This window comes from Sphingomonas japonica, from assembly GCF_006346325.1.
In the GTDB taxonomy this organism is placed as follows: Bacteria; Pseudomonadota; Alphaproteobacteria; order Sphingomonadales; family Sphingomonadaceae; genus Sphingomonas; species Sphingomonas japonica.
This window is the reverse complement of record NZ_VDYR01000001.1, coordinates 1,981,776-2,007,944: the sequence shown is the minus strand read 5'-3', so window position 1 is coordinate 2,007,944 and position 26,169 is coordinate 1,981,776. Positions and strand designations below refer to the sequence as shown.

Here is a 26,169-nt window from a genome sequence, read left to right as displayed (position 1 = left end):
CCCGCACGGGCCTATTCGCGTTTGCCGGTCAGGTCGGCGTCGAGCTCGGTGCCGCCCGGCTGCCCGTCCTTGCCGAGCGATTTCAGCTCGAAACTGTTGCTGTCCGACGAATAGGCATAGGGGTTGCCCCACGGGTCGACCGGGACGTCGCCCAGATAGCCTTCGCTCGACCAGTTGGCCGGAACCGGCGGGGTCGACGGCTTTTGCGACAAGGCCGCCAGCCCCTGCTGCGTCGTCGGATAGCTGCCATTGTCGAGCCGGTACATCTTGAGCGCGGCGGAGATCGTGCGGATGTCGGTGTTCGCCACCGTCACGCGCGCCTCGTCGGGGCGGCCGATGACATTCGGCACGATCAGCGCCGCGACCAGCGCGATGATCGCCAGCACGACGATCATCTCGACCAGCGTCAGCCCTTGTTCGCCGCCCGGTACGTCGGCGCGCTTGCGAGTGGGGAGCCGTGCTGCCACGGTGTCATTGAACTGTTGTGAAACTATGCGCATTCCCGCCCCATGCGTGCCGTCCGTGAAAGCAATGTTACAAACCCGAGTACGTCCCGAATGAGCATGACCGCAACCGCACCAGCGTCGGCAGCCGTCGGCGATGACCGTGCGGGGGGCGTGTGGACGCTTGCCGCTAACACGCTCATCATAAACGAAGCCGGGGGACCCGCAACCATCCTCGTCCCGTCGGAAGCGGTGCGTACGCTCGCCGTCGACCTGCCGCTCAACAGCCGGGCCAAGCGGATCGCGGCGCTGCCGTTCGCGATCGAGGATCGCATCGCCGATCCGCTCGACGTCGTCCATCTCGCGCTTGGTGCCGAACTCGCGCCCAAGCGGTTCCTGGTCGGGATCGTCCGCCACGACGCGATGGCGCGCTGGACCGCCCTCGCCGACGCCGCCGGGCTCGGGCAGGCGGCGTTTGTCCCCGATGCGTTGGCGCTGCCGCGCCCGGCCGAAGGGGTGTGGACGGTGGCATCCGATGGCGACCGGGCGCTCGTGCGCAGCGGCGACGGCACCGGCTTCGCGACGCCGGTCGAGCTCCTGCCAGCGGCCTGGGAAGCGGCAGGCAGGCCGCAGGTCATCGCGCACGGCGTACCGCTGCCCGCCGCCATCGACGCGAGCATCGCCGACACCCCGCTGGCCCCGATTGCCGAGCGCGTCGCCGCGCCGGCCATCGACCTGCGCCAGGGTCTCTATGCCCGTCGCCGCGCCGCGCTTCCGCATCATGGCCGGCGGCTCGCCTGGATCCTCGGCATCGGCGCGCTGGCGCATTCGGCGATCGCCGCCGCCGACACCTGGATGCTGCACACCATCGCCGAGCGCCGCGCCTATGAGACGCGCGTGCTGCTGGCGACCGCGTCGCCCGGCGCGTCGACCGATCGCGAGGGGCTTGCCGAGCGCGTCGTCGATCTGCTGCCCGAACCGACGCGCGCCAGCCCGTTCGTGCCGCTGCTGACGCAGGTGTCGGGCGCGCTCGCGCCGCTCGCGAGCAGCATCGCCATCCGCTCGATGGCGTTCGAGGGCAGCGCGCTGGTCGTCGATATCGATCCGCTCCAGCCTGGCGCGGCGGGGCGCATCACCGGCGCGATGCAGGCGGCGCGGATCGCCGCGCGTGTCGTCGAGGCGCCCGACGGATCGATCCGCCTGACTGCGGGGGGCACGCCATGAAGATCGTGCGCGTCATCGAACGCAGCGGTATCGAAGCCACCTTGCTGCGCCTCGACCGCTGGTGGAGCGGGCTGTCGGGCCGCGAGCGCGTGCTGGTGAGCGTGCTGGCGACCTTGCTGGCGATCGCCGTGCTGGTGTTCGGCGTCATCAAGCCGCTGCAGGCGGCGCGCGCGCAGGCGATCGCCGACATCCGCACCTTCGAAGGGCTCAACGCCCGGCTGCGCGCGGTCGGCACGATCGCACCGCAGGCCGCACGGCGCACCGGCGCGCCCGAGGCGATCGTGCTGCAGGCGGCGAACGGCTTCGGGCTGACCGCCACCACGACGCCCGATGCGGGCGGGGTGCGCGCGGTAGTGGCCGACGGCAGCTATGATTCGGTGGTCAACTGGATCGCCGACGTCGCCGGATCGAGCAGCCTCGCCCCCGTCCGGGTCCAGATCACGCGCCGCGCCGAACCCGGCCGGGTCGCCGCGCAAGTGGATTTCGCACCGTGACCGATACGCTGCTGCTCGTCGACGACCTGCCTGCCGCGCCGGGCAATCTGCCCTATGCCTTTGCGCGCAAGAGCGGCGTGGTGCTGCGCGACGGCGTGTGCGTCCACCGCCGTGACGCCGCGCTCGATGCGCTGCTCGAGGTCCAGCGCATCGCCCCGGGCATCGGCTTTGCCATGGTCGAGGACGCCGAGTTCGACGCCGCGCTCGCCGCATCCTATGGCGACCGCGCCGCGCAGGCCGCCGATTTCGAGATGACCGAGACCGATCTTGCCGCGCTTGCCGATTCGGCAGCGGCGGTCGACGATCTGCTCGACAATCGCGACGATTCGCCGGTCATCCGCCTGATCAACGCGCTGCTGCTCGAAGCGATCAAGGAAGGCGCGTCCGACGTCCATGTCGAGACGCAGGAAAAACGCCTCGTCATCCGCTTCCGCATCGACGGTGTGCTGCGCGACATCGTCGAGCCGCAGCGCGCGCTCGCGCCCTTGCTGGTCAGTCGTATCAAGGTGATGGCCAAGCTCGACATCGCCGAGAAGCGCGTGCCGCAGGACGGGCGCGTCACACTGCGCATCGGCGGGCACGACGTCGATGCGCGCGTCTCGACGATCCCGACCCAGCATGGCGAGCGGGTGGTGATGCGCCTGCTCGAACGCGGGTCGATGACGCTCGATCTCGGCGCGCTGGGCATGAGCGACCGCGATCGCGGCGTGTTCACCCGCCTGCTCGAACGGCCGCACGGCATCCTGCTCGTCACCGGGCCGACCGGATCGGGCAAGACGACGACGCTCTACACCGCGCTCACCCGGCTGAACGATCGCAAGCGCAACGTGATGACGGTTGAGGATCCGATCGAGTATGAGCTCGCCGGCATCGCGCAGACGCAGGTCAACCCGCGCACCGACATGACCTTCGCGCGGGGCTTGCGCGCCATCCTGCGCCAGGACCCCGACGTCATCATGGTCGGCGAGATCCGCGATCAGGAAACCGCGACCACTGCCGTCCGCTCGGCGATGACCGGGCATTTCGTGCTGTCGACACTCCACACCAATTCTGCCGTGGGGTCGGTGACGCGCCTGATCGACATGGGAGTCGAGCGCTATTTGCTCGCGCCGATGGTGGTCGGGCTGTGCGCGCAGCGGCTGGTGCGGCGCCTGTGCCCGCTGTGCCGGCAGCAGGTTCCGGCCAGCGACGCCGACGCGCTGCTGCTCGGCAACGCCATCGATGCGGGCGAGCCGGTGTGGCGCGCGGCCGGGTGCGAGGCGTGTCATGACGAAGGCTACAAGGGCCGCGCCGGACTGTACGAGGTCATCGCCGTCGACGACCGGTTCCAGGCGATGATCCACGACGGCGCGTCGGAAGCCGAACTCGAGCGCGCGGCGCGCGGCGGCGACAATCCCAGCCTGCTCGACGACGGCGTCGCCAAGGTGCGGGCCGGCGTCACCACGGTCGAGGAAGTGGCGCGGGTGGTCCGCGACGAAGCATAGCCCGCGGGTTGCCATCGCCGCCCCCGATCGCGCACATTGCCAAGTGAAACCAAACAAAAAGGGGATGCGGGTGACTGGATATACGCACGATGCGGGGATCACCCGGCGCGGCTGGCTGGGCGCGGCGGCGGCGACGACGGCGGGGCTGGCGCTGCCGGGCAACGCCTTCGCCCGCGCGCTGGCGCCGAGCGACAAGGTCAACGTCGCGGTGATCGGCGCGGGCGGGATGGGCGCCAGCAACATGAACCGGCTGGTCGGCCAGAACATCGTCGCGCTCGCCGATCCCGACCTTGCCCATGTCGCCGAATCGTTCGTCGACGGGGAGGGCGCGGCGATCGCCGATCGCGCCGCGCTCAAGGCCGCATATGACCGCGCCGACAAGCATGCCGACTATCGCCGCATGTTCGATGCGCGCAAGGACATCGACGCGGTCGTCATCGCCACCCCCGACCATCATCATGCGGTCGCGGCGAAAATGGCGATGGAGCGCGGCATCCACGTCTATGTGCAAAAGCCGCTAACCTACACGGTGCGCGAGGGGCGCGTGCTGCTCGACCTCGCCCGCCGCAATCCCAAGCTCGTCACCCAGATGGGCAATCAGGGCCATTCCGGCGACGACGGCCGTCGCGTGGTCGAGATCATTCGCGGCGGCGCGATCGGCCGCGTGCGCGAAGTGCAGGTGTGGACTAACCGCCCGGTCTGGCCGCAGGGCGTCGCGCGTCCGGCGGCGCAGGCCAAGCCCGCCAGCCTCGAATGGGACGTATGGCGCGGCCCGGCGGCGGTCGATTGGGGCTATCACCCCGATTACGCGCATTTCAACTGGCGCGGCTGGCTGCCGTTCGGGGTCGGCGCGCTCGGCGACATGGGCGCGCACCTCATCGATTTTCCGGTCTGGGCGCTGCAGCCCGGCCTGCCGACCCGGATCGAGACGCGCCACAGCGCGTGGGGCGGCGACACCAATCCGTGGGACGATCAAGGCCCTGACGAGCTGACCAGCTATCCGCTCGCCAGCACCACCTATTACGACTTCGCCAATGCGCCGGGCGGGCCGCTGCGCATGACGTGGTTCGACGCCGGGCTGATGCCGCCGACGCCGCGCGGCCTCCCGCCCGGGGTGACGATGAGCGCGGAGGGCGGCGTGCTCTATATCGGCGATCGCGGCATGCTGATGCACAACACCTATGGCGAGAAGCCGGTGCTGATCGGCGACGGCGCGGCCGAGCGCGCCGCCGCCGTGCCGCAATCGCTGCCGCGCATCGCCGGCGGGCTTGCGGGTCACGAACTCAACTGGATCCGCGCGATCAAGGGCGAGGAAGCGGCCTCGTCGCCGTTCGAAGTGGCGGTGCCGCTCAACGAGACGATGATCCTCGGCATGGTCGCGCTACGCGCCGGGCAGCCGATCGACTATGACGGCGCGGCGGGCCGCGTCACCAACGTCGACGACGCCAACCGCTTCCTCGACCGCACCTATCGCCCCGGCTGGGAGCTGTAGGCGCGGCCAAGCGTCCGCATCACCAGATGCGGACCCGGCGCTCGGGGGCAAGGTACAGCTTGTCCGTGGGCGCCGGATCGAAGGCGGGGTACCAGGGGTCGAGGTTGCGCACGACCCATGCGCGCTGCTCCGACGGCGAATGCGGATCGGTCAGCAGGCGCTGGCGCAGGTTCGCCTCGCGATAGTTGCGCCGCCAGACCTGCGCCCAGCCCAGGTAAAAGCGCTGGTCGCCGGAAAAGCCGTCGATCTCGGGCGCCGGCTTGCCGCCCAGCGACGCCATATAGGCGTCGTGCGCCACGGTCAGCCCGGCCAGGTCGGCGACATTCTCGCCAAGCGTCAGCGCGCCCTTTACCTTCATTCCCGGCAGCGGCTCATAGGCATCGTACTGCGCGATCAGCGCATCGGTGCGCGCCTTGAACGCGGCGACATCGGCGGGCGTCCACCAGTCGGTCAGGCGGCCTTCGCGATTATACTTCGCGCCCTGGTCGTCGAAATGATGGCTGAGCTCATGCCCGATCACCGCGCCGATGCCGCCGTAATTGACTGCCGGGTCGGCGGCGGGGTCGAAGAAGGGCGGCTGAAGGATCGCGGCCGGGAATACGATCTCGACCATGCCGAAATTGGCATAGGCGTTGACCGTCATCGGCGTCATGCCCCATTCCCAGCGCTGCAGCGGCTTGCCGAGATGGCCGATATTCCACTGATGCGCCCATTGGTTGGCGCGCACCTTGTTGCCGAACGCGTCGCCCGCGACGATGTCGAGGTCCGAATAGTCGCGCCAGCGATCGGGATAGCCGATCTTGGGCGTGAAGGCTGCGAGCTTCTGATGCGCCAGCGCCTTGGTCGCGGGCGCCATCCAGTCGAGCTGGTCGATGCGCCGGTCCATCGCCGCGATCACGTTCTTGACCAACGTGTCGGCCGCGGCCTTCGTCTCGGGCGGGAAATATTCGGCGACGTAGATCTGGCTGACCTCGTCGGCCAGCGCACGGCTGGTAAAGCCGACCGCGCGCTTCCAGCGCTCCTCCTGCTCGGGTGTGCCCGACAGCACCGTACCCTCGAACGCGAATACCGCCTTGTCGATCGGCGTCGGCAGCACGTCGGAGAAATCCTCCAGGCTGCGCACGATCAACTGGTCGCGCAGTACGCCGATCGGGGCGCTCGCGATCAGCTTTGCTTCACCCGCGATGGCACTGGGCTGCGCGACGATCAGCGTATCCACCGGGGTGCCGATGCCCTGGAAATAGCTGGCGAAGTCGAACCCGGGCGCAGCCTTTGCGAGCTCGGCCACCGTCATCTTGTTATAGGTCTTGTCGCTGTCGCGGCTTTCGATCCGGGTCCAGTGGGCGCGGGCGATGCCGGTCTCGAAATCGAGCACCGCCTTGGCGCGCGCCGCCGCGTTGTCCTCGCCGGCCAGCGTCAGCATCTGCGTCAGGTGCGCAAGATATGCGGTACGCGCCTCGGTCAGCTTGGCGTCGTCCGACAGGTAATAATCGCGATCGGGCATCCCCAGGCCGGATTGCGATATGCTCAGGATATAGGTTTCGGGATCCTTGTCGTCCTGTCCGACATAGCTGCCGATCGGGACCGACACGCCCATGCGGTCGGCCTCGGCCAGCAGCGCGGGATAACCGGCCTTGCCGGTCAGCGCCTTGATCTTGCCCAGCCACGGCTCGATCGGCGCCAGACCCTTGGTATCGATCGCGGCGGTGTCGAGATAGCTGGCATAGGCTGTGCCGATCTTCGTTTGGCCCCCGGCCTGCGCGGCGTCGAGCAGGTCGCGCGTGCGCTTGGTCGACAGGTCGTCGAGCACGGTGAACATGCCGTAGTTCGACTTGTCCGCCGGGATCGCGGTGTTGCGTGCCCAGGTGCCATTGGCGTGGCCGTAGAAATCGTCGCCCGCGGCGATCGACCGGTCCATGCCGGCGACGTCGAAGCCGAAGCTGCCGATCTGCGGTCCCTGCGCGGCGGCGGGCGCCACCGGCGCGACCGCGGCACCGGCCGGCGCTGCGGCGCTCATCCGGTCGGTCGTGGCACAGGCGGCGAGCAGCGAGACCGACGCGAGCAGCGCGCCGGTACGGATCAACGGGGACATGGGAACTCCTTGCGACGTTCTGTTTCGTTGTGGGCGTTCTAGCGCGATAAGGCGCTGCCGCCAACCTGGTCTCAGGTGATACTATCTTTGAATACCGCATGCGCGCCGCGTTCGGCATGTTCCGTGCCGCGCAGCAGCGCCGCATGATAGTCGGCAAGCGTTTCAGATCCCGTCTCCGGCGTCGCGCCGGCATCGTAACGACCGGTGTCCGGATCGAGCACCAGCATCGACTCGGTCGCGTAATAGCGTCCGATTCGCGCAAGTTCGGCCTTGGCGGAGAGGCTGGGAACGATGCGCCCCAGCGTCTCCAGCGCGGCGCCGATCATATCGAGCAGCTCAACCGGCACCCGGCGGAACCTCGGCGGCGTGCCGAGCAGCGCGAACAGCGCCTCGCCCTGCTCGCGCGGCGTCGTTGCCGGACCGGGGCCGCCGATCGGCAGCACCCGGTTCCAGCGCGCCGGGTCGATCAGGCAATCGGCAAGGAAATCCGCGCAGTCGCGGTCGCTGATCGGCTTGCACGCAGTAAGCGACCCGTCGCCGAACAGCAGATACGGCTTGCCCGCCGCTACCCGGGCGACCTGCCCCGAAAGCGATTTGAAATAGGCGGTCGGGCGCACGATTGACCAGCGCAGCCCCGAAGCGATCAGCGACGCCTCGAACGCCAGCTTCGCGTGCTGGAAGGCGAGCCGCGGCTTCTGGACGCAGATCGCCGACAACAGGACGAAATGGGGAATTCCCGCTGCCTTGGCTGCCGCCAGCACGACCTGCTGCGCGTCATGGTCGATCGCCCAGGCGTCACCGGGCGCACCGCTGCGCGAGGCGAGACACGAGATCACCGCGTCGAACGCCTCGCCGGCGATGCCGTCGCGCGCCAGCGATTGGGGATCGGTGACGTCGGCGACGCGGATGATGGCTCCTTGTGCCTGGTGCGGATCGAACACAGCGCCGGGCCGCACCACCGCCACGACCGCATCCCCGCGCGCGACCAGCGCTTGCACCACCGCACGCCCGATCGTGCCGGTCGCGCCGAGCACCAGCACGCGCCTGGGCGCGGCGGGGTGAGGGGAAGGGGGCGGCATCACCGACAGCTTCGCGGCAACCGGCGCGATCGGCAAGCGCGCCGCACTCGGCGCTGTCCTACACCCCTGCTTTTGTGCTTAGGCTCAGGCGATGATCTGCTCTGCATCCTTCACCCCGGACTGCTTGCACGCCCCGCTTTGCCCGCCGTGGGAAATTGCGATGGTTAGTCTCCACTTTGTCCACTTCACCCCCGCAAACGGCAGGAATCCAAGATGACTGCGTTCGCCTATCGCGCTGCGGATCGCAGCGGTGCGCAGAAGAAGGGGATGATCGAGGCATCGTCGCCTGCCGCCGCGCGCGCGGCGCTGCGCGAACAGGCGCTGCTGCCGCTGTCGGTCGAGGTCGCTGCCGACAAGACCGCATCGATCGGCACGATCAAGCTGCCCGGCTTTCGGCGCAACCGCATCTCGGCCCGGCAATTGTCGACGGTGACGCGCCAGATCGCGACGCTGGTCGGCTCCGACATTCCGGTCGAGGAAGCGTTGCGGCTGGTCGCGGCGCAGTCCGAAGCACCCGCCGTATCGGCGCTGATGACCGACGTGCGCGGTTCGATCCTCGACGGGCGCAGCTTTGCTTCGGCACTGGCGCTGCATCCCAAGGCATTCCCCGAGTTCTACCGCGCGTCGGTCGCGGCCGGGGAACAGTCGGGCAAGCTCACCCACGTGCTCAACCACCTCGCCAATTTCGTCGAGACGCGGCAGGCCAATGGCCAGAAGCTGCAGCTGGCGCTGATGTATCCTGCGCTGCTGGCGGTGGTGTCGGTCGGCATGATGGTGCTGCTGATGGTCTATGTCGTCCCCGACATCGTCCGCGTGTTCGTGTCGCGCGGCGCCGAACTGCCGTTCCTGACCCGCGCGCTGATCGCGATCAGCGCGTTTCTCCAGAATTACGGGCTGTACCTGCTGCTGGCGATGCTGGTCGGCTATATCGTGTTCAATCGCTGGTCGCAGAAGCCCGCCAATCGCCTGCGCATCCACCGCAATTTCAACGAGCGGCTGCCGTTCCGGCGCTTTTCCAAACAGTTCAACGCCTCGCGCTTCGCCGGCAGCCTCGCGACCTTGGTCGAAAGCGCGGTGCCGCTGGTCGAGGCGCTGCAGGCGGCGGCGGCGGTGACGCCCAACCTGCATGTCCGGCAAAAGGCGTTCCAGGTCGGCGTGCGCGTGCGCGAAGGCGTTTCCTTGCGCGCGGCGATGACCGAATCGGGCGTGTTTCCGACGATGCTGGTCGCGATCGTCGCCTCGGGCGAGCAATCGGGCAAGCTGGCGCCCGCGCTCGGCCGCGCGGCGGGCGAACTCGAACGCGAGCTCGATGCGCAGGTCGCGACCCTCGTGGCGCTGGTCGAACCGATGGTGCTGCTGCTGATGGGCGGGCTGGTGCTGATGATGGTCCTGGCGATCCTGCTGCCGATCATCAACCTCAACAATCTGGTGGGGTTGTAGGCGTTACCGGCTCCGGATCGCGCTGATCGTCGTGCCGGGATTGATGACCTCGATATCGGTCTTCACATGCAGCACGCGCACCCCCGGCTGGCCCATCGCCCGCTCGAGCGCAGGCGCGAACTCGGCGGTCGCCGTCACCGCTTCGGACCAGCAGCCATAGGCCTTGGCCAGCGCCGCAAAGTCTGGATTGCTCAGTCGCGTCGCACTCACCCGCCCCGGAAACTCGCGTTCCTGATGCATCCGGATCGTGCCGTAGCCCGAATTGTCGACGATGACGACGATCAGCTGCGCGCCATGCTGGACGGCGGTCGCTAGCTCCTGTCCGTTCATCAGGAAATCGCCGTCGCCCGCCATCGCCGCCACCATCCGCCCCGGTTCGCGCAGGGCGGCGGCCACAGCGGCCGGAACGCCGTAGCCCATCGCTCCGGCGGTCGGCGCCAGCTGCGAACACGGTCCGGCATAGCGCCAGTAGCGGTGCCACCACGCCGAGAAATTGCCCGCGCCGTTGCAGATGATCGTGTCCGCCGGCAGCATCTCGCGCATCGCCGCGACGCAGGGTCCCAGGTCCATGGCGACGCCTTCGCGCGGCTGCGGATCGGACCAGCCGAGCCATTCGGCATGGACGTCGGCGCCCGTCTCGAAGCGCGGCAGGCCGGGCAGCGCACCCAGCGCGCTGGCGAAACTGCGCATGTCGGCGCAGATCGCGAGGTCGGTGCGATAGACGCGCTCCAGCTCCTCCGGGTCGGGATGGACGTGGATCAGCTTTTGTCCGGGATGCTCGGGCGTCACCAGCGTGTAGCCGTCGGTGGTGGCCTCGCCCATCCGCGCGCCGATCACCAGCAGCAGGTCGGCCTCCTTCACGCGCTTGGGCAAGGTGGGGCAGGGGCCGTAGCCGAGATTGCCCGCATAGACCGGCATGGTGTTCGGCACCGAATCCTGCTGTCGGAACGCGGCGGCGACCGGCATCCCGATCCGCTCGGCCGCCTGCGCAAACGCCGTCGCGGTGCCGCCGCACCAGCCCGCGCCGCCGACGATCGCGATCGGGTTCATCGCCGTGCCGAGCATCTCGACCAGCCGCGCCATCGCTTCGGCGTCGGGGGCCTGCCGAACCTTCTCGATCCGCGGGCGGTCGACTGCCTCGACCGTGTCGAGCAGCATGTCCTCGGGCAGCGCCAGCACCACCGGCCCCGGCCGCCCGTTCATCGCTGTGGCATAGGCGCGCGCGACATATTCGGGGATACGCGCCGCGTCGTCGATCCGCGCCGCCCATTTGGCGATGGGGGCATACATCGCCTCGAAATCGATTTCCTGAAACGCCTCGCGGTGGCGGGTGCCGCGGTCGATGTCGCCGATGAACAGGATCATCGGCAGCGAGTCCTGCATCGCGACATGAACGCCGATCGACGCATTGGTCGCCCCCGGACCGCGCGTGACGAAGGCGACGCCCGGCCGCTGCGTCAGCTTGCCGTCCGCCGATGCCATGAAGGTCACGCCGCCCTCCTGCCGGCACGTCACCACGTCGATCGCTGGCGTGTCGGTCAGTGCGTCGAGTACCGCGAGGAAGCTCTCGCCAGGCACCTGGAAGATGCGGTCGCACCCCTGCGCCACCAGATTGTCGACGAGGATGCGGCCGCCATTGCGCTTGGTCATGCGAGAGTCTCCTTGCCCTCGCCTTAGCGTCGCGGTGCGCGGAGTCGAGCATGGGCACCCAACTTGACCCGCCAACCCGCCGCCCGGTAGTGCCGGCACGAACGGAGAATCGCCGCGATGAACAAGCTCTATCCCACTGCCGAGGCCGCGCTCGAGGGCCTGCTGCGCGACGGCATGACGCTGTGTGCTGGCGGCTTCGGACTGTGCGGCATCCCCGAGCGGCTGATCGACGCGATCCAGGCGTCGGGCGTCCGTGACCTGACGATCGCCAGCAACAATGCCGGGATCGACAATGAAGGGCTCGGCAAGTTGCTGCGGTCGCGCCAGGTCAGAAAGATGATCTCGTCGTACGTCGGCGAGAACAAGGAGTTCGAGCGGCAGTATCTGGCGGGCGAGCTGGAGGTCGAATTCTGTCCGCAAGGGACGCTCGCCGAGCGCTGCCGGGCAGGCGGCGCGGGCATTCCCGGCTTCTACACCAAGACCGGCGTTGGCACCCAGGTCGCCGAGGGAAAGGAAGTGAAGGTCTTCGACGGGGAGGAGTATATCCTCGAGCGCGGCATTCGCGCCGACTTGTCGATCATCAAGGGGTGGAAGGCGGATGAGGCGGGGAACCTGATCTTTCGCAAGACCGCGCGCAATTTCAATCAGCCGATGGCGACCGCCGCCGACATCTGCGTCGCCGAGGTGGAGGAAGTGGTGCCGGTCGGATCGCTCGACCCGGACACAATCCATTTGCCCGGCATCTATGTGAAGCGAATGATCGTCGGCAGCCCGTACGACAAGAAGATCGAGTTCCGCACCGTGCGCGAACCGGCCGCGGCGTGACGCTGCTCCGGCTCGTCCCGCTGGCCTGCGCCGCGTTTGCCCTGCAGGGATGCGTCGCCGCGGCCGTGCCCGCGCTTGCGGGCAGCGCGATCGCGGGCAAGCGTTTTCTGGGCGATGGCGACCGCGAACCCCCGGCCAATGCGCCGCGGCTGGTGCCAAAGGCTGCACTCGATGCCGCGATCGCCGCCGGGCCTCCGCCCGAGCCGACCGTGCCGCCGGGCATGCAATACCTCTACGGATCGGGGGAGGCGGCCGCGCTCAGCCTGCAATCGTACATGGCGCTCGCCAATTTCCTGATCGCGCGGAGCAGCGACCGCGAGATCGGCCATGATGTGCCGTCGGTGGTGTTGGCGCCGGGTTCGACGCTCGCCGCCCCGCGTTTCGTGCCGTGCGGCGACAAGCCGCTGGCGCTGGTGCTCGACGTCGATGAAACCGCGTTGCTCAACCTGGGCTATGAACAGGACGAGGCGCGGCGCGGCACCGGCTATGATCCGCTGCGCTGGGATCGCTGGGAAAAGACCGGAACGCGCGGGGTCGCGCCGGTTCCGGGCGCGCTGGAAGCAATCGCGGTAGCGCGCCGAGCCGACATCGCGGTGGTGTTCAATTCGAACCGCTCAAACGCCAACGCAAGCCAGACCGCGGCGGCGATCGCAGGCGCCGGGCTGGGCACGCCAGTGCACCTCGATACGCTGTGGCTCAAGGGGGATGCGGGCCCCGGCAGCGGCAAGGACGCGCGCCGCGCGCGGATCGCCGACAAATATTGCGTCATTGCGATGGTCGGCGACCAGCTCGGCGACTTCAGCGATCTGTTCAATGCTCCGGGCACCGGACTTGCTGCCCGCCGCGCCGCGATCCAGGGGCGAGAGCTTGAAATTCTATGGGGGCAAGGCTGGTTCATGCTGCCCAATCCCGTTTACGGAACCGGCCTGCAGGGCGGGTATGACGACGTATTTCCCGCCGACAAGCGATGGGCCGATCCGGCCGGAGGACAGTGACGATGGCATGGACCCGCGACGAGATGGCGGCGCGCGCGGCGCGTGAATTGCGCGACGGCTTCTACGTCAATCTCGGCATCGGCATTCCGACGCTGGTGGCCAATCATATTCCCGATGGCGTCGAGGTGACGCTGCAATCGGAAAACGGGATGCTTGGCATCGGTCCGTTTCCGCTGGCAGGCGAGGAAGATCCCGACCTGATCAACGCCGGCAAGCAGACGATCAGCGAGCTGCCGCAATCGGCGTATTTCTCCAGCGCCGACAGTTTCGCGATGATCCGCGGTGGGCATATCGACCTGACCGTGCTCGGCGCGATGGAAGTCGCCGAGAATGGCGACATCGCCAACTGGATGATCCCGGGCAAGATGATCAAGGGGATGGGCGGCGCGATGGACCTCGTCGCCGGGGTCAAGAAGATCATCGTTGTGATGGAGCATACGTCCAAGCACGGCGAGCCCAAGTTCATTCCCGAATGCACGCTGCCGCTGACCGGGCGCAATGTCGTCGACATGATCGTCACCGACCTGGCGGTTTTCCAGCGCGCCGATCACGACAACCCGTTCCGGCTGATCGAGATGGCACCGGGCGTCACCGCCGACGAGATCGCCGCCAAGACCACCGCGCGGTACGTGGCTTGATCCGCAGGGCAGCCTCGGCGCTGCTCGTCCTTCTGGCGTCGGCCTGTTCGCCGCCCGGACTGCTCAACCGCTATGATCAGCTGTCGGGAAGCGGCAGCGGCGTCACGCGTATTGCCGAAGCGGTCGCGTTCGGCGACCACGGCCAGCGGCTCGACGTCTGGCGGCCGGAGGCGACCGCGGAAGGCCCGCGCCCGGTGGTGATATTCTTCTATGGCGGCGGCTGGGTTTCGGGAAAGCGCGCCGAGTATGGCTTTGCCGCACGCGCGCTGGCGGAACGCGGGTTCGTCGTGGTGGTGCCCGACTATCGCAAGGTACCCGACGTCCACTTTCCCGCGTTCGTCGTCGATGGCGCGCAGGCGGTGAAATGGACGCATGACCGCGTGGCGCAATTTGGCGGCGACCCCGGCCGGATCGCACTGATGGGGCATTCGGCGGGCGCATATACGGTGGCGATGCTCGCCCTCGACCGCAGCTATCTGGCTTCCGAGGGGCTGGGACCGGACACGATCAAGGCCGGGGTCGGCCTGAGCGGGCCGTATGATTTCTATCCCTTCGATTCGCCGCGCGCGATCGACGCGATGGCACAGGCGCCCGACCCGCTCGCGACGCAGCCGATCAGCTTCGCCCGCGCCGATTCGCCACCGCTGCTGCTGGTGACGAGCGATGCCGATACCGTCGTGCGCAAGCGCAATTCGGTGAACCTCGCGGCGAAGCTCAAGTCGCTTGGCGCACCGGTCGAACTGCGCGACTATCCCGACCTTAGCCATGAAGAAGTCGTCATGGCGCTGTCGAAGCCGTTCCGGGGCAAGGGACCGGTGCTGGAGGACAGCGCCGCGTTCCTCGACCGGGCGCTGGCGGTGAAATAGCCGCTTCGCGCGTCAGTCCACCGCCGCCGGTCGCACCACCGCGATGCCCGCGGTCTTCTGGCGTTTGAGCTCCGCCTTCAGCCGCTGCGGATCGGGCGCAAGGATGAAGCCGAAGCTCACGCCGCCTTCCTTGCCGATCGTCGCGTGGTGGAGCTTGTGCGCCTGCACCAGCCGCTTGGCATAGCCGCGCTTTGGTACCCAGCGAAAGAAGCGCTGGTGGACGAGGCCGTCATGGATGAAGGCGTAGATCGCCCCGTACAGCGTGATGCCGACCGCGATCCAGTGCAGGGGATAGGACCATCCCGCGTCGGGCCACGCATAGCTCGCTGCGAACATCGTCATGACGATGCCGGCGAACACCACCGCGTACAGGTCGTTGCGCTCGAGCGCGTGGTCGTGCGGTTCGTGATGGTCGCGATGCCAGCCCCAGCCCCAGCCGTGCATGACGTATTTGTGCACGCTCCAGGCGAAGAATTCCATGAAGGCGATGGCGGCGACGACGGTGGCGATCTTCTCGAACGCAGTCATTGCAGGGCTCCGTCCCGAAGCGCCGCGCGGCGAACCGCGGGAAGCGCCCACCACGGCACGTTGGGGCTCACATGGTGTTCGTGATGATAGCCGAAATGGAAACAGGTGGCGAGGCTCACCAGCGGCCCGAAGGCTTCGCTGCGCGCATTGTGCCGGTCGGCGAACCCCGTGTCGTCATGGGCGTGCGGCCGATAGGTGCCGAAATAGAAGAGCTGGATCGACGACAGGATCGCGGGCAGCGCATAGAGCAGCAGCAGATTGGCGAGCGGCACGCCCGCCACCCACCAATAGAATTGCACCACGACCGTCACGTACAGCGTCGATTGCCACCCGAAATAGCGCATCAGGAACGTCCAGTACCAGCGCGCCGGGCTGCGCGGATGCGCGGCGTCGAAATCGGGATCGCGTGCGCTTCCCGAATGGCGGTGATGCTCGAAATGGGCGTCGCGCATCCGCGCCCAGCCAAACCCGGCATACAGCATCAGCAGCAATGCGCCGACACGCGCGTTGACCTGCGGATGGCCGGGCGCCAGCGATCCGTGCATCGCATCGTGCGCAACGATGAACATCCCGACCGACAGCCAGGTCTGGAGCACGGCCAGCGCGACCACCAGCGGAAGGGTCGCCAACGAAACCGTCACCAAGAACATCGCCAGGAGGTGCACCGCCAGCCAACCGCCGCAGATTGCCGCCGCCAGCGTCATGCCGATCAGCCCCTGCCGCCGATGGGACGTCACGCGCCGCGACACACGGGGCAGGGGCGGGGCGAGCAAGGTCATAGCGGGCGTACATAGTCGGGAGCGGCCGGCGGCGAAAGTGCGTTCGATCGATCCGGCTAGCGTATGGCGCGCGCTAGGTCGTACCACAAAGTGGCCGGTATTGGGCAGCGCCGCCATGTTTATGCCGCAATGCAGCGAAGTTGTTTATCCAGCGTTCATAAACCGTTGCACGGGGGCAACAGGGGGTAATTGATGACAGATTTGTTGCGCTGCGGCGCAACCAAGCCGCCGGTCCGAGCTTTATGCTCCCACCGGATCGCTGAACGCCAGCGCTCCAGCCGGCGGCCACGGCCGCCACCAGTTTCAACAAACGAGGTAATCCCATGCGTTATGGTCTTCTCGCCGCGGCGGCTATCGCCGTGGCCGCACCCTCCGTCGCCTTTGCGCAGGACAGCTATGAAACGGCTGCACCGGTCGATGGCGCGACTGCGCCCGATGGCACCCCCGCGTTCGGCATCGAGCCTTACGTCGGCGTGATGGGTGGGTACGAGTTCTTCGACAGCGAAAATACCGAGGCCGGCATCCCCCGCTTCCCCAACGAAAACCTGAAGGGCACGCTGGTGCAGGGCGTCGCCGGCATCAACGTGCCGCTCGGCCCCGTGTTCGTCGGTGCCGAGGGTAATGCTGCCAAGGGTGTCGAAGGCGACATCGACTGGCAGTATGGCGCGGCCGGCCGTTTCGGCATCCGCACCGGTGACAGCGGCATGTTCTATGGCAAGGTCGGCTATCAGTGGGTCAATTTCGACCGCCTCGGCGAGGACAGCCCGGATTTCCATGACATCACCTATGGTATCGGCATGGAAGTCGGCCCGAAGGACATCGGCCTGGGCGGCGTTACCGGCAACAGCGGCGTACGGCTGCGTCTCGAGGCGAACACGTTCGGCGATTTCAACAGCTTCCGCCCGATGGCGGGCCTGATCGCGCACTTCTAAGCGCATCCGGAGCTGAACGAGACGGCGGCGGGAGCGATCCCGCCGCCCTTTTTCGTACGATGCCCACAATCCCGGTCCAGGGGCCAAGCGCTACTCCGCCATCCCCAGTTGCCACAGCACGAATGCCATTTCCTCGGCGGATTCCTTAAGCGACGTCCAGCGGCCCGATTTGCCGCCATGTCCGGCGCCCATGTTGGTCTTGAGCACCAGCACGTGATCGTCGGTCTTCATCGCGCGCAGCTTCGCTGCGAACTTCGCCGGCTCCCAATAGGTCACGCGCGGATCGTTGAGCCCGCCCGAGATGTACAGGGCCGGATAATCCTGCGCCTTTACATTGTCATACGGCGAATAGGATCGGATCAGCTCGAACGCCGCCGGATCGGTGATAGGATTGCCCCATTCGGGCCACTCGCCCGGCGTCAGCGGCAGGCTGTCGTCGAGCATGGTATTGAGCACGTCGACGAAGGGCACGTCGATCACCGCGACCCGCCACAGCTCGGGATCCGAATTGACCACCGCCCCCATCAGCTCGCCGCCTGCCGAGCGCCCGGCGATGGCGATGTTGCCCGCCGAGGTGAAACCGCGCTCGATCAGCCCCCTGGCGACGTCGACAAAATCGTTGAACGTGTTGGCGCGCTTGTCGAGCTTGCCGTCGAGATACCATTGCTGGCCCAAGTCATCGCCGCCGCGGATATGCGCGATCGCGAACGCGACGCCGCGGTCGAGGAACGACATGCGGCTGGTCGAGAAGCCCGGCGGCACCGCATAGCCATAAGCGCCATAGGCATAGAGATAGAGCTTGCCCGAGCCATCGCGTGGGAAGCCGGCGGGATACACGATCGAGCACGGCACCTGCGTCCCGTCGCGCGCGGTAATCTCGAGCCGCTCGGTGGCGTATCCGGCGGGGTCGTAGCCGCTGGGGATTTCCTGGACCTTGAGCGTGGTGAGCGCGCCGCTCGTCACGTCATAGTCGTACACGGTTCCCGGTGTAACCATCGATTCATAGCCGAGCCTGAGCGTATCGATCGCATATTCGGGATTGTCGCCGACGCCCGCGACATAGCTCGCTTCGGGAAAGGGGATCAGCGTCGGCGCGCGGCCGTCATAGCGGTGCAGCCAGATCTGATCGAGCCCGCGGTCGCGCCCCTCGACCACGAAGAAATCGGCAAAGGTGACGATCCCGGTCATGTAGAAGTCTGGAGAGGGCCCGATCAGTTCGGTCCAGTCGCCCGGCGCCTCGACCGGCGCGGTCACCAGCCGGAAATTGGGATGCATGTCGTTGGTGTGGATGAACAAGGTGCCGTCATGCTCGTCGACATCATATTCGCGCCCGACCCGGCGCGGCGCGACCAGCAACGGGCCGGCGGCGGGGTCGCCGGCGGGGAGCAGATAGACTTCGCTGGTGACGTGGTCGCCCGTCGCGATCACCAGGAACCGCCGCGACTGCGTCTCGCCGACCGTCACGCGGAAGCCTTCGTCGGCCTCGCGGTAGAGCACCGCATCGTCGACTGTGGCGGTACCCAGTTTGTGCCAGCAGGCGCGGTCGGTGCGCCACTGGTCATTGGCGGGGCAATAGAGGAAGCCGCCCGAATCCTGCGTCCACACCATTTCCGACAGTATGCCCGGCACCACGTCCGAGAGCAGTTCGCCGGTGGTCAGGTCCTTGACATGTCCCTCGAACCGTTCCGATCCGGTGTCGTCATAGGCAAAGGCAAGCAGCCGGCCGTCCGGGCTCACCGAGAGCGCGCCGAGCGAGAAATATTCTTTTCCCTCCGCCAGCGCCGGCTCGTCGAGGATCAGTTCGTCGGCCTCGCCCGGTTCCGCACCGACCGGCCGCCGCCACCATTTGCGATATTCGCCGCCGGTCTCGAATGCGGTCCAGTACAGCCAGTCGCCATCCTTCTGCGGGACCGTCGATTCGTCCTCCTTGATGCGCCCGCGCATCTCCTTGAACAAGGTATCGGTCAGCGCCGCATGCGGCGCCATCACCGCTTCGTAATAGGCGTTCTCGGCCTTGAGATAGTCGAGGATCTCGGCATGCTCGACCTTGGGATAGCCCGCGTCCTTCAGCCAGGCATAAGGGTCGTCGATGGTGACGCCGTGGTGGGTGATAGAATGGGGACGAGCGGCGGCAACGGGGGGAGGGGGAAGCGTCATGCCCGCATCCCTAGCGCCTTGCTTCGCGCCAAGTCGAGCAGCGTCGGCGACTGGCGTAACGGGATCGGGTATGATTAGGTCGATCGCGACCGAGACGACAGCCACGCCCGCACCGATCCTGAGGTGCCGCCGAAGGTGACAGCATGTCTCAACATTCTCGACTTCGCCCCGGACCGGCGGCGGCGTCGGGGCCGAATCGAAGGAGTATTCATGTCGACCCATGCCGACCGCCTTGCCGCCCTGCGCACCCAGCTTGCGGCGCAGCAGCTCGACGGCTTCGTCGTGCCGCTCACCGACGAGCATCTGTCGGAATATGTCGGCGACTATGCCCAGCGGCTCGGCTGGCTGACCGGTTTCCAGGGCTCGGCCGGCAACGCGGTGGTGCTGCCCGAGCAGGCGGCGATCTTTACCGACGGGCGCTATACGCTGCAGGTGCGCGAACAGGTCGATGCCGCGCACTGGCGCTATGTCGCGGTGCCGCAGACCAGCCTCACCGATTGGCTTGGACAGCATGCGCCCGATGGTGGTCGGATCGGCTATGATCCCTGGCTGCACAGCCGCGCCTGGGTCGACGAAGCGCGCAAGGCGCTTGCCGAGCGCGGGGCCGAGCTCGTCGCCGTCGATGTCAATCCGATCGATGCGATATGGCGCGACCGTCCTGTGCCGTCCGCCGCGACGCTCGCCGTCCAGCCGGACGCGGTGGCCGGCAAGTCGGCGGCGGAAAAGCGCGGCGATATCGCCGAATGGCTGAGCGAGCGCCGCGCCGACGCGGTGGTGCTGACCGCGCTCGATTCGATCGCATGGGCGTTCAACGTCCGCGGTGCCGACGTGCCGCGAACCCCGGTCGCGCTCGCCTGCGCGATCCTTCACGCCGATGCCACCGCCGATCTGTTCGTCGCGCCCAAGAAGCTGACCGATGCCGTCCGCCAGCATCTCGGCAACGCGGTGCGCGTCCACGACCGCACCGCTTTCGCCGGTGCCTTGGGGCAATTCGCGGGCAAGCGGGTCGCGGCTGACCCCGGCGGCGCGGTTGCGGCGATCTTCGACGCGCTCGAGGCGGGCGGGGCCAAGGTGATCGGAGTGCGCGACCCGGCGCTGCTGGCCAAGGCGATCAAGAACGATGTCGAGATCGCCGGCCACCGCGCCGCACAGGTGCGCGACGGGGCGGCGATGGTGCGGTTCCTGCGCTGGATCGAGGGCGAAGCGCCCAAGGGGGGGCAGACCGAGCTATCGGCGGCGGCGAAGCTGGAGGAATTCCGCAAGGCCACCGGCGCGCTCAAGGATCTGTCGTTCGACAGCATTTCCGGCGCCGGCGCGCACGGCGCGATCCCGCATTACCATGTCACCGAGGAATCGAATGCCCCGATCGAGCCGGGGTTGTTCCTGATCGATTCGGGCGGGCAATATGTCGACGGCACCACCGACATCACCCGCGTCGTCCCGGTCGGGCCGCCGACCGACGAGATGCGCAACCGCTTCACCCGCGTGCTCAAGGGCATGATTGCGATCAGCCGCGTCGTGTTTCCCGAGGGCACGGTGGGCGGACAGATCGACGTGCTGGCGCGGCAGCCCTTGTGGGAGATCGGGCTCGATTACCCGCACGGCACCGGCCATGGCGTCGGCGCGTTCCTGTCGGTGCACGAGGGGCCGCAGCGCATCGCCGCACCCAATTATCCCGGCGGGGGCCCGACCGAACCGCTGCGCGCCGGCATGTTCCTGTCGAACGAGCCGGGCTATTACAAGGCAGGCGAATACGGCATTCGCATCGAGAACCTGATCCTGGTCGAGCAGCGCCGGATCGACGGCGCCGAACAGCCGATGCTGGGGTTCGAGACACTCACCTTCGTGCCGATCGAGCGCGATCTGATCGAGCCGGACTTGCTCACCGCCGACGAGCGCGAATGGTTGAATGCCTATCATGCCGAAACGCTGCGCCGCATCGCGCCAGAGCTGGGCGCCGACGATCGGGCCTGGTTAGAAGCGAAATGCGCGCCGCTATGATCGGGTCAGTCGTCGCGCGTGGGGGCTGGCACGGGCTCGCCCTGCGCGGCGCGGGCCTGCGCCTTGCGGCGGCGAAGATTGTCGCGCAGCGCCTTGGCCAAGCGCTCGGCACGTTGTTCGCTGGTCTCCATCCGCGCACCTTACTGCGCCGCGCATCTGCTTGACAATCGGGGCTCCCCCTGCACATAGGCCCCTCCCGCCCGGAAACGGTAGCGGCGAGTGCTGCCGTAGCTCAGTGGTAGAGCGCATCCTTGGTAAGGCTGAGGTCGTGAGTTCAATCCTCACCGGCAGCACCATTTTTTCTTCGCATCGTTGGAATGCCGTCCGACAGGGGCGGGCCGGCGGTCGCGGTGGACGGGCGCAGTGGCGCATCGCTATTGCATAGTGATTGAATGGGGATATGCTCCGGATCCGGTCACGTGACCGCTGGAGGATAGCCATGGACCTCGCACTGTTTCGCGGATCGGAGCATGCGATCGTGACGATCGGCGGGTGCCGCGGCGATGCGCCCGCCTGGCAGACGGCGTTCGGCTGGCCCGCACGCGGCGATCGTCATATCGATTTTCAGGGCGAGGGCACCGCGGCGCGCAACATGCTGGGCGTGCATCTCGACCAGGCTGTGGCGCAGGCGGATCGCGCTGTCCTGCTGGTCGCTTCGGGCGTCGGCTGCCTCGCGGCAGCGTGGTGGGCGCGGCTTTCGCCGAGCCAGTCGGTAGCGCGCGTGGCCGGTGCGGTGCTGTTCGCGCCCGAAGATGCGAGCGACGCCGAGCAGGAGCGCTTCGCGTCGCCGCGGCTGCGCTTGCCATTTCCCGCTATCCTTGTCGGAGGCGCCGCGCGGCCGGACCAGGACCGCCGCCTTGCGGCGCTGGCCGAAGATTGGGGCGGCAGCGTGCTGACGGAGCGGCAGCCGTCGCTGCGCATCGCGTCCGATCGGGCAGGCGGCGCGCGCTCGCCATGGCGGCATGCGCGCCGCACAATCGCGCGCTGGTCGGCTGCCGTCGTCGCGCACGAGGCCCGGCTTGCCGGGGCGCTGAGCGGGCAGGACGACGCGTTCGATCGCTGACCCGCTCCGCCGCGGCGGCTAGCTGAAGCGGTCAGAACCCAGATAATGCGCCTGCGCCGCGTCGGTGGCGCTGACCGCAAGCAGCGCATGGTCGCCGCGCGAGCGCCAGCGCGTGGCCTTGCCGACCGCGGCGCTGTCGATCACTCGGTCGAGCAAGGCCTGACCCTCGCTCCACCAGCCAATGCCGCTGGTAGCGTTGAGATGTCCCTGCGGTCCCGCATCGACAAAGTGGCTGCCCCACTGCGCGGCGAGCTGATCGGCGCGGGAGAGGTCGATCCACGGATCGTCGCTGCTCGCGACCAGGATCGACGGAAATGGCAACAGCTTGCGAGGCGCGGGGGCGAAGGCGCAAAGGTCGGGATGGGCATCGGCGCGATCGACATCGGCGGGTGCGACAAGCAATGCGCCGGCGACCGGAAAGCCGAAAGGCTGGCTGGCCAGTTCCGCCCACCACGCGACCGCGAGGCACCCCAGCGAATGCGCGGCGAGGACCACGGGCCGACCGGCGGCGCGAATCGCCTGATCGAGCTTTGTAACCCAGGCATTGCGGTGCGGCGCGTTCCACATTCCCAGTTCGACTCGCGCGGTATCGGGCCGCGTCTCTTCCCACAGGCTTTGCCAGTGCGCCGGACCGGATCCGCCGAGCCCCGGCACGGTCAAGACCACCGGGTTACCGGGATCGATGTCAGAGAAATTGCCCATGACCCATCTCCTTGGTGCTAGGCGCGGCGCGGTCTCCGGTCGCTCTAGGGGACGCCGACGACCGCGCCGTCACCCATCCATCGCTATATTCCTACTAATTTAGTAGGCAATGGCTTTGGCGTTCAAGCGAAGCTCGCTTGCGGCAGAGTGAACGACGCGGCATGGGCGTGGCATGGCCAAAGTTCGCGTCGATCAGTTGCTCGTCGATCGCGGGCTCGTCGAAAGCCGGACGCGCGCTCAGGCGCTGATCATGGCCGGGCTGGTGTTCGCCGGGACGCGCAAGATCGACAAGCCGGGACAGACGGTCCCGGACGACACCGAACTCGACGTGCGCGGCCGCGATCATCCCTGGGTTTCGCGCGGCGGCATCAAGCTGGCGCATGCGCTCGATCATTTCGTGCTCGATCCTGCAGGAGCCGTCGCGATCGACGTCGGATCGTCGACCGGTGGATTTACCGACGTGCTGCTGTCGCGCGGCGCGGCGCGTGTGTACGCGGTCGATTCGGGCACCAATCAGCTGGCATGGAAGCTGCGGCAGGACGCGCGCGTCATCGTCCATGAACAGACCAGCGCCCGCATCCTGACCCCAGCGCATATTGCCGAGCCGGTCGACTGGGTGGTGTGCGATACCAGCTTCATCGCGCTTGCCAAGGTGCTGGCGGTGCCGCTCGGCTTCGTCCGGGCCGGGGGACGGCTGGTCGCGCTGATCAAGCCGCAGTTCGAGGCGGAGCGCGGCGAGGTCGGCAAGGGCGGAGTGGTCCGCGATGCCGAGGTGCATCGCCGGGTCTGTGCGACGGCATCCGAATGGCTTCAGTCAAGCGGATGGGATGTCGATGGCATCACCGAAAGTCCGATCACCGGCCCCGAAGGCAATCGCGAATTCCTGGTGGCTGCGCGCAAGCGAGCCGATACGGATTGACTTGCGTTATTCGGCCCGCGCGGCATGGAGCGTGCGACGAAGTGTGTCGCGTAAGACGAGACGTTGCGGGAAGAGGAAGCTTCGTGAACGAGATCGCGTCCCAAGGCCAGTTGCGCATGTCGTTGTTCCGCTGGGCGGCCGTGACGGTGCCGGCGGTGCTGATGCTTGGACTGGTTTCAGCCCGGCTGGTGCCGAGCGGGTCGGACAATCCGTGGTATGTCGCGCTTGCCAAGCCTGCGATCACTCCGCCGGGCTGGCTGTTTCCCGTCGCCTGGACGCTGCTATATCTGTTGATGGGGCTGGCGATCGCGGTGATCCTCAATGCCCGCGGATCGCGCGGGCGCGGGCTGGCGATCACGTTGTTCGTCGTCCAGCTCGCGCTCAACCTGATCTGGTCGCCGACCTTTTTCGGCGCACAGGCGGTATTCGCCGCGTTTCTGATCATCGTCGCGATGGACGTGGCGGCGATCGCCACGACGCTGGCGTTCGGCCGTATCCGTCCGCTCGCGGCTTGGCTGATGGTGCCGTATCTGGTCTGGATCAGCTTTGCCGGCGTGCTCAACTGGTCGATCCACCGCATGAACCCGAATGCACAGGCCCTTGTGCCCAAGGCGTCGTCCACCCAAATCGAGCTTTGACGAAAGGACGCTCATGCAGACCGAGAACCGCCTCTTTGACGACCTGGCCAAATTCGTGAACGGCGCCGCCGGCACGATCGCCGGGATGGCGCGCGAGGGCGAGAGCGCCGCGCGCGAGCGTGCGCGCGAGTGGATCGGCGGACTGGAATTCGTCAGCCGCGACGAGTTCGAGGCGGTCAAGGCAATGGCGGCCGCCGCGCGCGACGAGGTCGAGGCGCTCAAGGCCGAGATAGCTACGCTCAAAGGAAATGCGGGCCAGTAAACTTCTTGGTTACCGTGTTTTCCACAGCTTTCTCGTCGTCTGCGCGGCCGGGGCCTTGCGACGTCGTCCCGGCATCGGCACCCAAGGGCCTGGCAGCACTGCCCCGCAAAGGACGATGCCATGCTCGATGAAGCCGAAGACGAGCGCGACGATGCCGCGCCGATCGATATGCTCGAGGAATATTACGCCGCGCATGGCTGGACCCACAGCCGCGACGACGATGAGATCGTCGCCAAGGTCAAGGGCAGCTGGGCGGAATATGAACTGCGCGCGATCTGGCGCGATGACGACAGCGTCCTCCAGTTTCTCGCCTTTCCCGATGTTCGCGTCGCCGACGAACGGCGCGCGGCGATCTACGAGACGATCGGGCTGGTCAACGAGCAATTGTGGATCGGCCATTTCGAACTTTGGTCGTCGAGCGGCATCCTCCTATACCGCCACGCTGCGATGATCGACAGCGACGAGGAAGCGACGATGTCGCTCGCGCAAGCCGAATTGCTGATCGAATCGGCGATCGACGAATGCGAGCGCTTCTATCCGGTATTCCAGTTCGTGCTGTGGGGGGGCAAGTCGCCCAAGGACGCGATCGCCGCCGCCTTGATCGAGACGCAGGGAGAAGCGTGATCCGCCTTTGGCAGATCGGTTGTGGCAATATGGGCGGCGCGATGCTCGCGCGCTGGATCGGGGCTGGCGCGCTCGACCCCGGCGACGTGACGGTCATCGTTCGCAGCTCGGCTGAAGTTCCCAAGGGCGTTCGCGTGGAGACAGCGCTCCCGCAAGGTCCGCTTCCCGATATCCTCCTATTGGCGGTGAAGCCGTACCAGATCGACGCGGTTGCGCCGATGCTCGACGGACGCGGACGGCTGCCACTGCTGGTGTCGATCCTGGCGGGCGTCGAGGAGGCCGCGCTGGCCGAGCGCTTCGATGCCACCGCGATCGTGCGGGCGATGCCCAACCTGCCCGTGCGGCTGGGCAGCGGCGTGGTGGCCTTGAGCAGCCCCAGCGCCGACGCGGCGGCGCGCGAACGGGTGACGGAATTGATGGCACCGCTCGGCCTGGTCGAATGGATCGATGATGTGGCCTTGTTCGATCTCGTCACCGCCCTGGCCGGAAGCGGACCGGGGTTCGTCTATCGCTTCATCGATGCGCTGGCCGGCGCGGCGCATAGCCTGGGACTGCCTGCCGAGCTTGCGCTGCGGCTCGCGGTCGCGACGACCGACGGTGCCGCGCGCCTGGCCGCGGATGCGCAGGTGTCGCCCGCGGAGCTGGCCGACCGCGTCGCCAGCAAGGGAGGCTCGACGCGCGCCGGATTGAACGTGCTCGACGCGGACAATGCGCTCGAGCGGTTGCTGGAGGCCACGCTGGTCGCGGCGCGCGACCGTAACGTCGAGATGGCAGCCACCGCCCGGGGCTGACCGGAACGCTCCTTCCGATCGCTCGTTGCAAGCCAATCGGATCAACAGGAG

General features: G+C 67.5%; 26 protein-coding genes and 1 tRNA gene. 18 read left to right on the top strand and 9 right to left on the bottom strand.

Annotated features, from left to right (window positions below; translation table 11 throughout):
* Window positions 1-11: 11 nt before the first annotated feature.
* Window positions 12-500, bottom strand: a complete 489-nt coding sequence (gspG, locus tag FHY50_RS09885) for a type II secretion system major pseudopilin GspG (protein WP_140048276.1) — start codon at window positions 498-500, stop codon at window positions 12-14.
* A gap of 63 nt (window positions 501-563) precedes the next feature.
* On the opposite strand from gspG, the gene gspL reads away from it, so the two are divergent.
* From gspL to FHY50_RS09865, 4 genes are all read left to right on the top strand, one after another.
* Window positions 564-1,667: a type II secretion system protein GspL gene (gene gspL / locus FHY50_RS09880; RefSeq protein ID WP_140231133.1), complete on the top strand. Its 1,104-nt coding sequence runs from the start codon at window positions 564-566 to the stop codon at window positions 1,665-1,667.
* Window positions 1,664-2,161 carry a type II secretion system protein GspM gene (gene gspM / locus FHY50_RS09875; RefSeq protein WP_140048275.1) on the top strand — a complete coding sequence of 166 codons (498 nt, stop codon included), beginning with the start codon at window positions 1,664-1,666 and terminating at the stop codon, window positions 2,159-2,161. Before gspL ends, gspM begins: the two co-directional genes overlap by 4 nt.
* Complete coding sequence (locus FHY50_RS09870) at window positions 2,158-3,645, top strand: GspE/PulE family protein (RefSeq protein ID WP_244935326.1); 1,488 nt, start codon at window positions 2,158-2,160, stop codon at window positions 3,643-3,645. The genes gspM and FHY50_RS09870 overlap by 4 nt, the downstream gene beginning before the upstream one ends.
* 70 nt (window positions 3,646-3,715) lie before the next feature.
* A complete protein-coding gene (locus FHY50_RS09865) occupies window positions 3,716-5,137 on the top strand; it encodes a Gfo/Idh/MocA family protein (protein WP_166745417.1) in 1,422 nt (473 codons plus the stop codon).
* Between the two features lie 19 nt (window positions 5,138-5,156).
* On the opposite strand, the gene FHY50_RS09860 is transcribed toward FHY50_RS09865, so the two are convergent.
* On the bottom strand, window positions 5,157-7,154 hold the full coding sequence (locus FHY50_RS09860) for a M13 family metallopeptidase (RefSeq protein WP_140231131.1): 1,998 nt from the start codon (window positions 7,152-7,154) through the stop codon (window positions 5,157-5,159).
* 146 nt (window positions 7,155-7,300) lie between these two features.
* Window positions 7,301-8,344 (bottom strand): NAD(P)H-binding protein, encoded by a 1,044-nt coding sequence (locus FHY50_RS09855; protein ID WP_243846616.1) that lies wholly within the window; start codon window positions 8,342-8,344, stop codon window positions 7,301-7,303.
* Between the two features lie 177 nt (window positions 8,345-8,521).
* Between FHY50_RS09855 and FHY50_RS09850 the strand changes: the two genes are divergently transcribed.
* Window positions 8,522-9,748: a type II secretion system F family protein gene (locus FHY50_RS09850; protein WP_140048273.1), complete on the top strand. Its 1,227-nt coding sequence runs from the start codon at window positions 8,522-8,524 to the stop codon at window positions 9,746-9,748.
* Between the two features lie 3 nt (window positions 9,749-9,751).
* Here FHY50_RS09850 and FHY50_RS09845 read toward each other — a convergent pair whose 3' ends face one another.
* A complete protein-coding gene (locus FHY50_RS09845) occupies window positions 9,752-11,398 on the bottom strand; it encodes a thiamine pyrophosphate-binding protein (protein ID WP_140048272.1) in 1,647 nt (548 codons plus the stop codon).
* A gap of 117 nt (window positions 11,399-11,515) precedes the next feature.
* Here FHY50_RS09845 and FHY50_RS09840 point away from each other — a divergent pair, with 117 nt between their 5' ends.
* Genes FHY50_RS09840 through FHY50_RS09825 form a run of 4 tightly spaced genes read left to right on the top strand, consistent with a single transcriptional unit; the run spans window position 11,516 to window position 14,722 of the window.
* Window positions 11,516-12,223 carry a CoA transferase subunit A gene (locus FHY50_RS09840; RefSeq protein WP_140048271.1) on the top strand — a complete coding sequence of 236 codons (708 nt, stop codon included), beginning with the start codon at window positions 11,516-11,518 and terminating at the stop codon, window positions 12,221-12,223.
* Entirely contained in the window at window positions 12,220-13,218 is a 999-nt protein-coding gene (locus FHY50_RS09835) for an HAD family acid phosphatase (protein ID WP_244935325.1), read from the top strand. Before FHY50_RS09840 ends, FHY50_RS09835 begins: the two co-directional genes overlap by 4 nt.
* A gap of 2 nt (window positions 13,219-13,220) precedes the next feature.
* Entirely contained in the window at window positions 13,221-13,856 is a 636-nt protein-coding gene (locus FHY50_RS09830) for a CoA transferase subunit B (RefSeq protein WP_140048270.1), read from the top strand.
* The gene (locus FHY50_RS09825; RefSeq protein ID WP_140048269.1) at window positions 13,853-14,722 is read left to right on the top strand and encodes an alpha/beta hydrolase; all 870 of its coding nucleotides are present in this window, start codon (window positions 13,853-13,855) and stop codon (window positions 14,720-14,722) included. The genes FHY50_RS09830 and FHY50_RS09825 overlap by 4 nt, the downstream gene beginning before the upstream one ends.
* Window positions 14,723-14,734: 12 nt before the next feature.
* Here FHY50_RS09825 and FHY50_RS09820 read toward each other — a convergent pair whose 3' ends face one another.
* On the bottom strand, window positions 14,735-15,250 hold the full coding sequence (locus FHY50_RS09820) for a sterol desaturase family protein (RefSeq protein ID WP_140048268.1): 516 nt from the start codon (window positions 15,248-15,250) through the stop codon (window positions 14,735-14,737).
* Window positions 15,247-15,987, bottom strand: coding sequence for a fatty acid desaturase (locus FHY50_RS09815; RefSeq protein WP_244935324.1), 741 nt, complete (start codon window positions 15,985-15,987; stop codon window positions 15,247-15,249). The genes FHY50_RS09820 and FHY50_RS09815 overlap by 4 nt, the downstream gene beginning before the upstream one ends.
* A gap of 365 nt (window positions 15,988-16,352) precedes the next feature.
* Here FHY50_RS09815 and FHY50_RS09810 point away from each other — a divergent pair, with 365 nt between their 5' ends.
* Window positions 16,353-16,961, top strand: a complete 609-nt coding sequence (locus FHY50_RS09810; RefSeq protein ID WP_140048266.1) for an opacity protein — start codon at window positions 16,353-16,355, stop codon at window positions 16,959-16,961.
* Window positions 16,962-17,051: 90 nt separating this feature from the next.
* On the opposite strand, the gene FHY50_RS09805 is transcribed toward FHY50_RS09810, so the two are convergent.
* On the bottom strand, window positions 17,052-19,118 hold the full coding sequence (locus FHY50_RS09805) for a S9 family peptidase (protein ID WP_140048265.1): 2,067 nt from the start codon (window positions 19,116-19,118) through the stop codon (window positions 17,052-17,054).
* A 210-nt stretch (window positions 19,119-19,328) separates the two neighbouring features.
* Between FHY50_RS09805 and FHY50_RS09800 the strand changes: the two genes are divergently transcribed.
* Complete coding sequence (locus tag FHY50_RS09800) at window positions 19,329-21,119, top strand: aminopeptidase P family protein (protein ID WP_140048264.1); 1,791 nt, start codon at window positions 19,329-19,331, stop codon at window positions 21,117-21,119.
* 5 nt (window positions 21,120-21,124) lie between these two features.
* On the opposite strand, the gene FHY50_RS14475 is transcribed toward FHY50_RS09800, so the two are convergent.
* A complete protein-coding gene (locus tag FHY50_RS14475; RefSeq protein ID WP_279588114.1) occupies window positions 21,125-21,250 on the bottom strand; it encodes a hypothetical protein in 126 nt (41 codons plus the stop codon).
* Window positions 21,251-21,340: 90 nt separating this feature from the next.
* On the opposite strand from FHY50_RS14475, the gene FHY50_RS09795 reads away from it, so the two are divergent.
* Window positions 21,341-21,415: transfer RNA gene (locus FHY50_RS09795), tRNA-Thr, on the top strand.
* A gap of 143 nt (window positions 21,416-21,558) precedes the next feature.
* Window positions 21,559-22,182, top strand: coding sequence for an alpha/beta hydrolase (locus tag FHY50_RS09790; protein WP_166745416.1), 624 nt, complete (start codon window positions 21,559-21,561; stop codon window positions 22,180-22,182).
* Between the two features lie 18 nt (window positions 22,183-22,200).
* Here FHY50_RS09790 and FHY50_RS09785 read toward each other — a convergent pair whose 3' ends face one another.
* Complete coding sequence (locus FHY50_RS09785) at window positions 22,201-22,884, bottom strand: RBBP9/YdeN family alpha/beta hydrolase (RefSeq protein ID WP_140048262.1); 684 nt, start codon at window positions 22,882-22,884, stop codon at window positions 22,201-22,203.
* 172 nt (window positions 22,885-23,056) lie between these two features.
* On the opposite strand from FHY50_RS09785, the gene FHY50_RS09780 reads away from it, so the two are divergent.
* The 5 genes from FHY50_RS09780 (at window position 23,057) to FHY50_RS09760 (ending at window position 26,118) form a co-directional block, all read left to right on the top strand.
* Window positions 23,057-23,803: a TlyA family RNA methyltransferase gene (locus FHY50_RS09780; protein ID WP_140048261.1), complete on the top strand. Its 747-nt coding sequence runs from the start codon at window positions 23,057-23,059 to the stop codon at window positions 23,801-23,803.
* An 83-nt stretch (window positions 23,804-23,886) separates the two neighbouring features.
* The gene (locus FHY50_RS09775) at window positions 23,887-24,441 is read left to right on the top strand and encodes a TspO/MBR family protein (protein ID WP_180345106.1); all 555 of its coding nucleotides are present in this window, start codon (window positions 23,887-23,889) and stop codon (window positions 24,439-24,441) included.
* Window positions 24,442-24,454: 13 nt separating this feature from the next.
* Window positions 24,455-24,703, top strand: a complete 249-nt coding sequence (locus FHY50_RS09770) for an accessory factor UbiK family protein (protein WP_140048260.1) — start codon at window positions 24,455-24,457, stop codon at window positions 24,701-24,703.
* Window positions 24,704-24,823: 120 nt separating this feature from the next.
* Window positions 24,824-25,327, top strand: a complete 504-nt coding sequence (locus FHY50_RS09765) for a type III secretion system chaperone family protein (protein WP_140048259.1) — start codon at window positions 24,824-24,826, stop codon at window positions 25,325-25,327.
* On the top strand, window positions 25,327-26,118 hold the full coding sequence (locus FHY50_RS09760; RefSeq protein ID WP_280524730.1) for a pyrroline-5-carboxylate reductase family protein: 792 nt from the start codon (window positions 25,327-25,329) through the stop codon (window positions 26,116-26,118). Before FHY50_RS09765 ends, FHY50_RS09760 begins: the two co-directional genes overlap by 1 nt.
* Window positions 26,119-26,169: the final 51 nt, after the last annotated feature.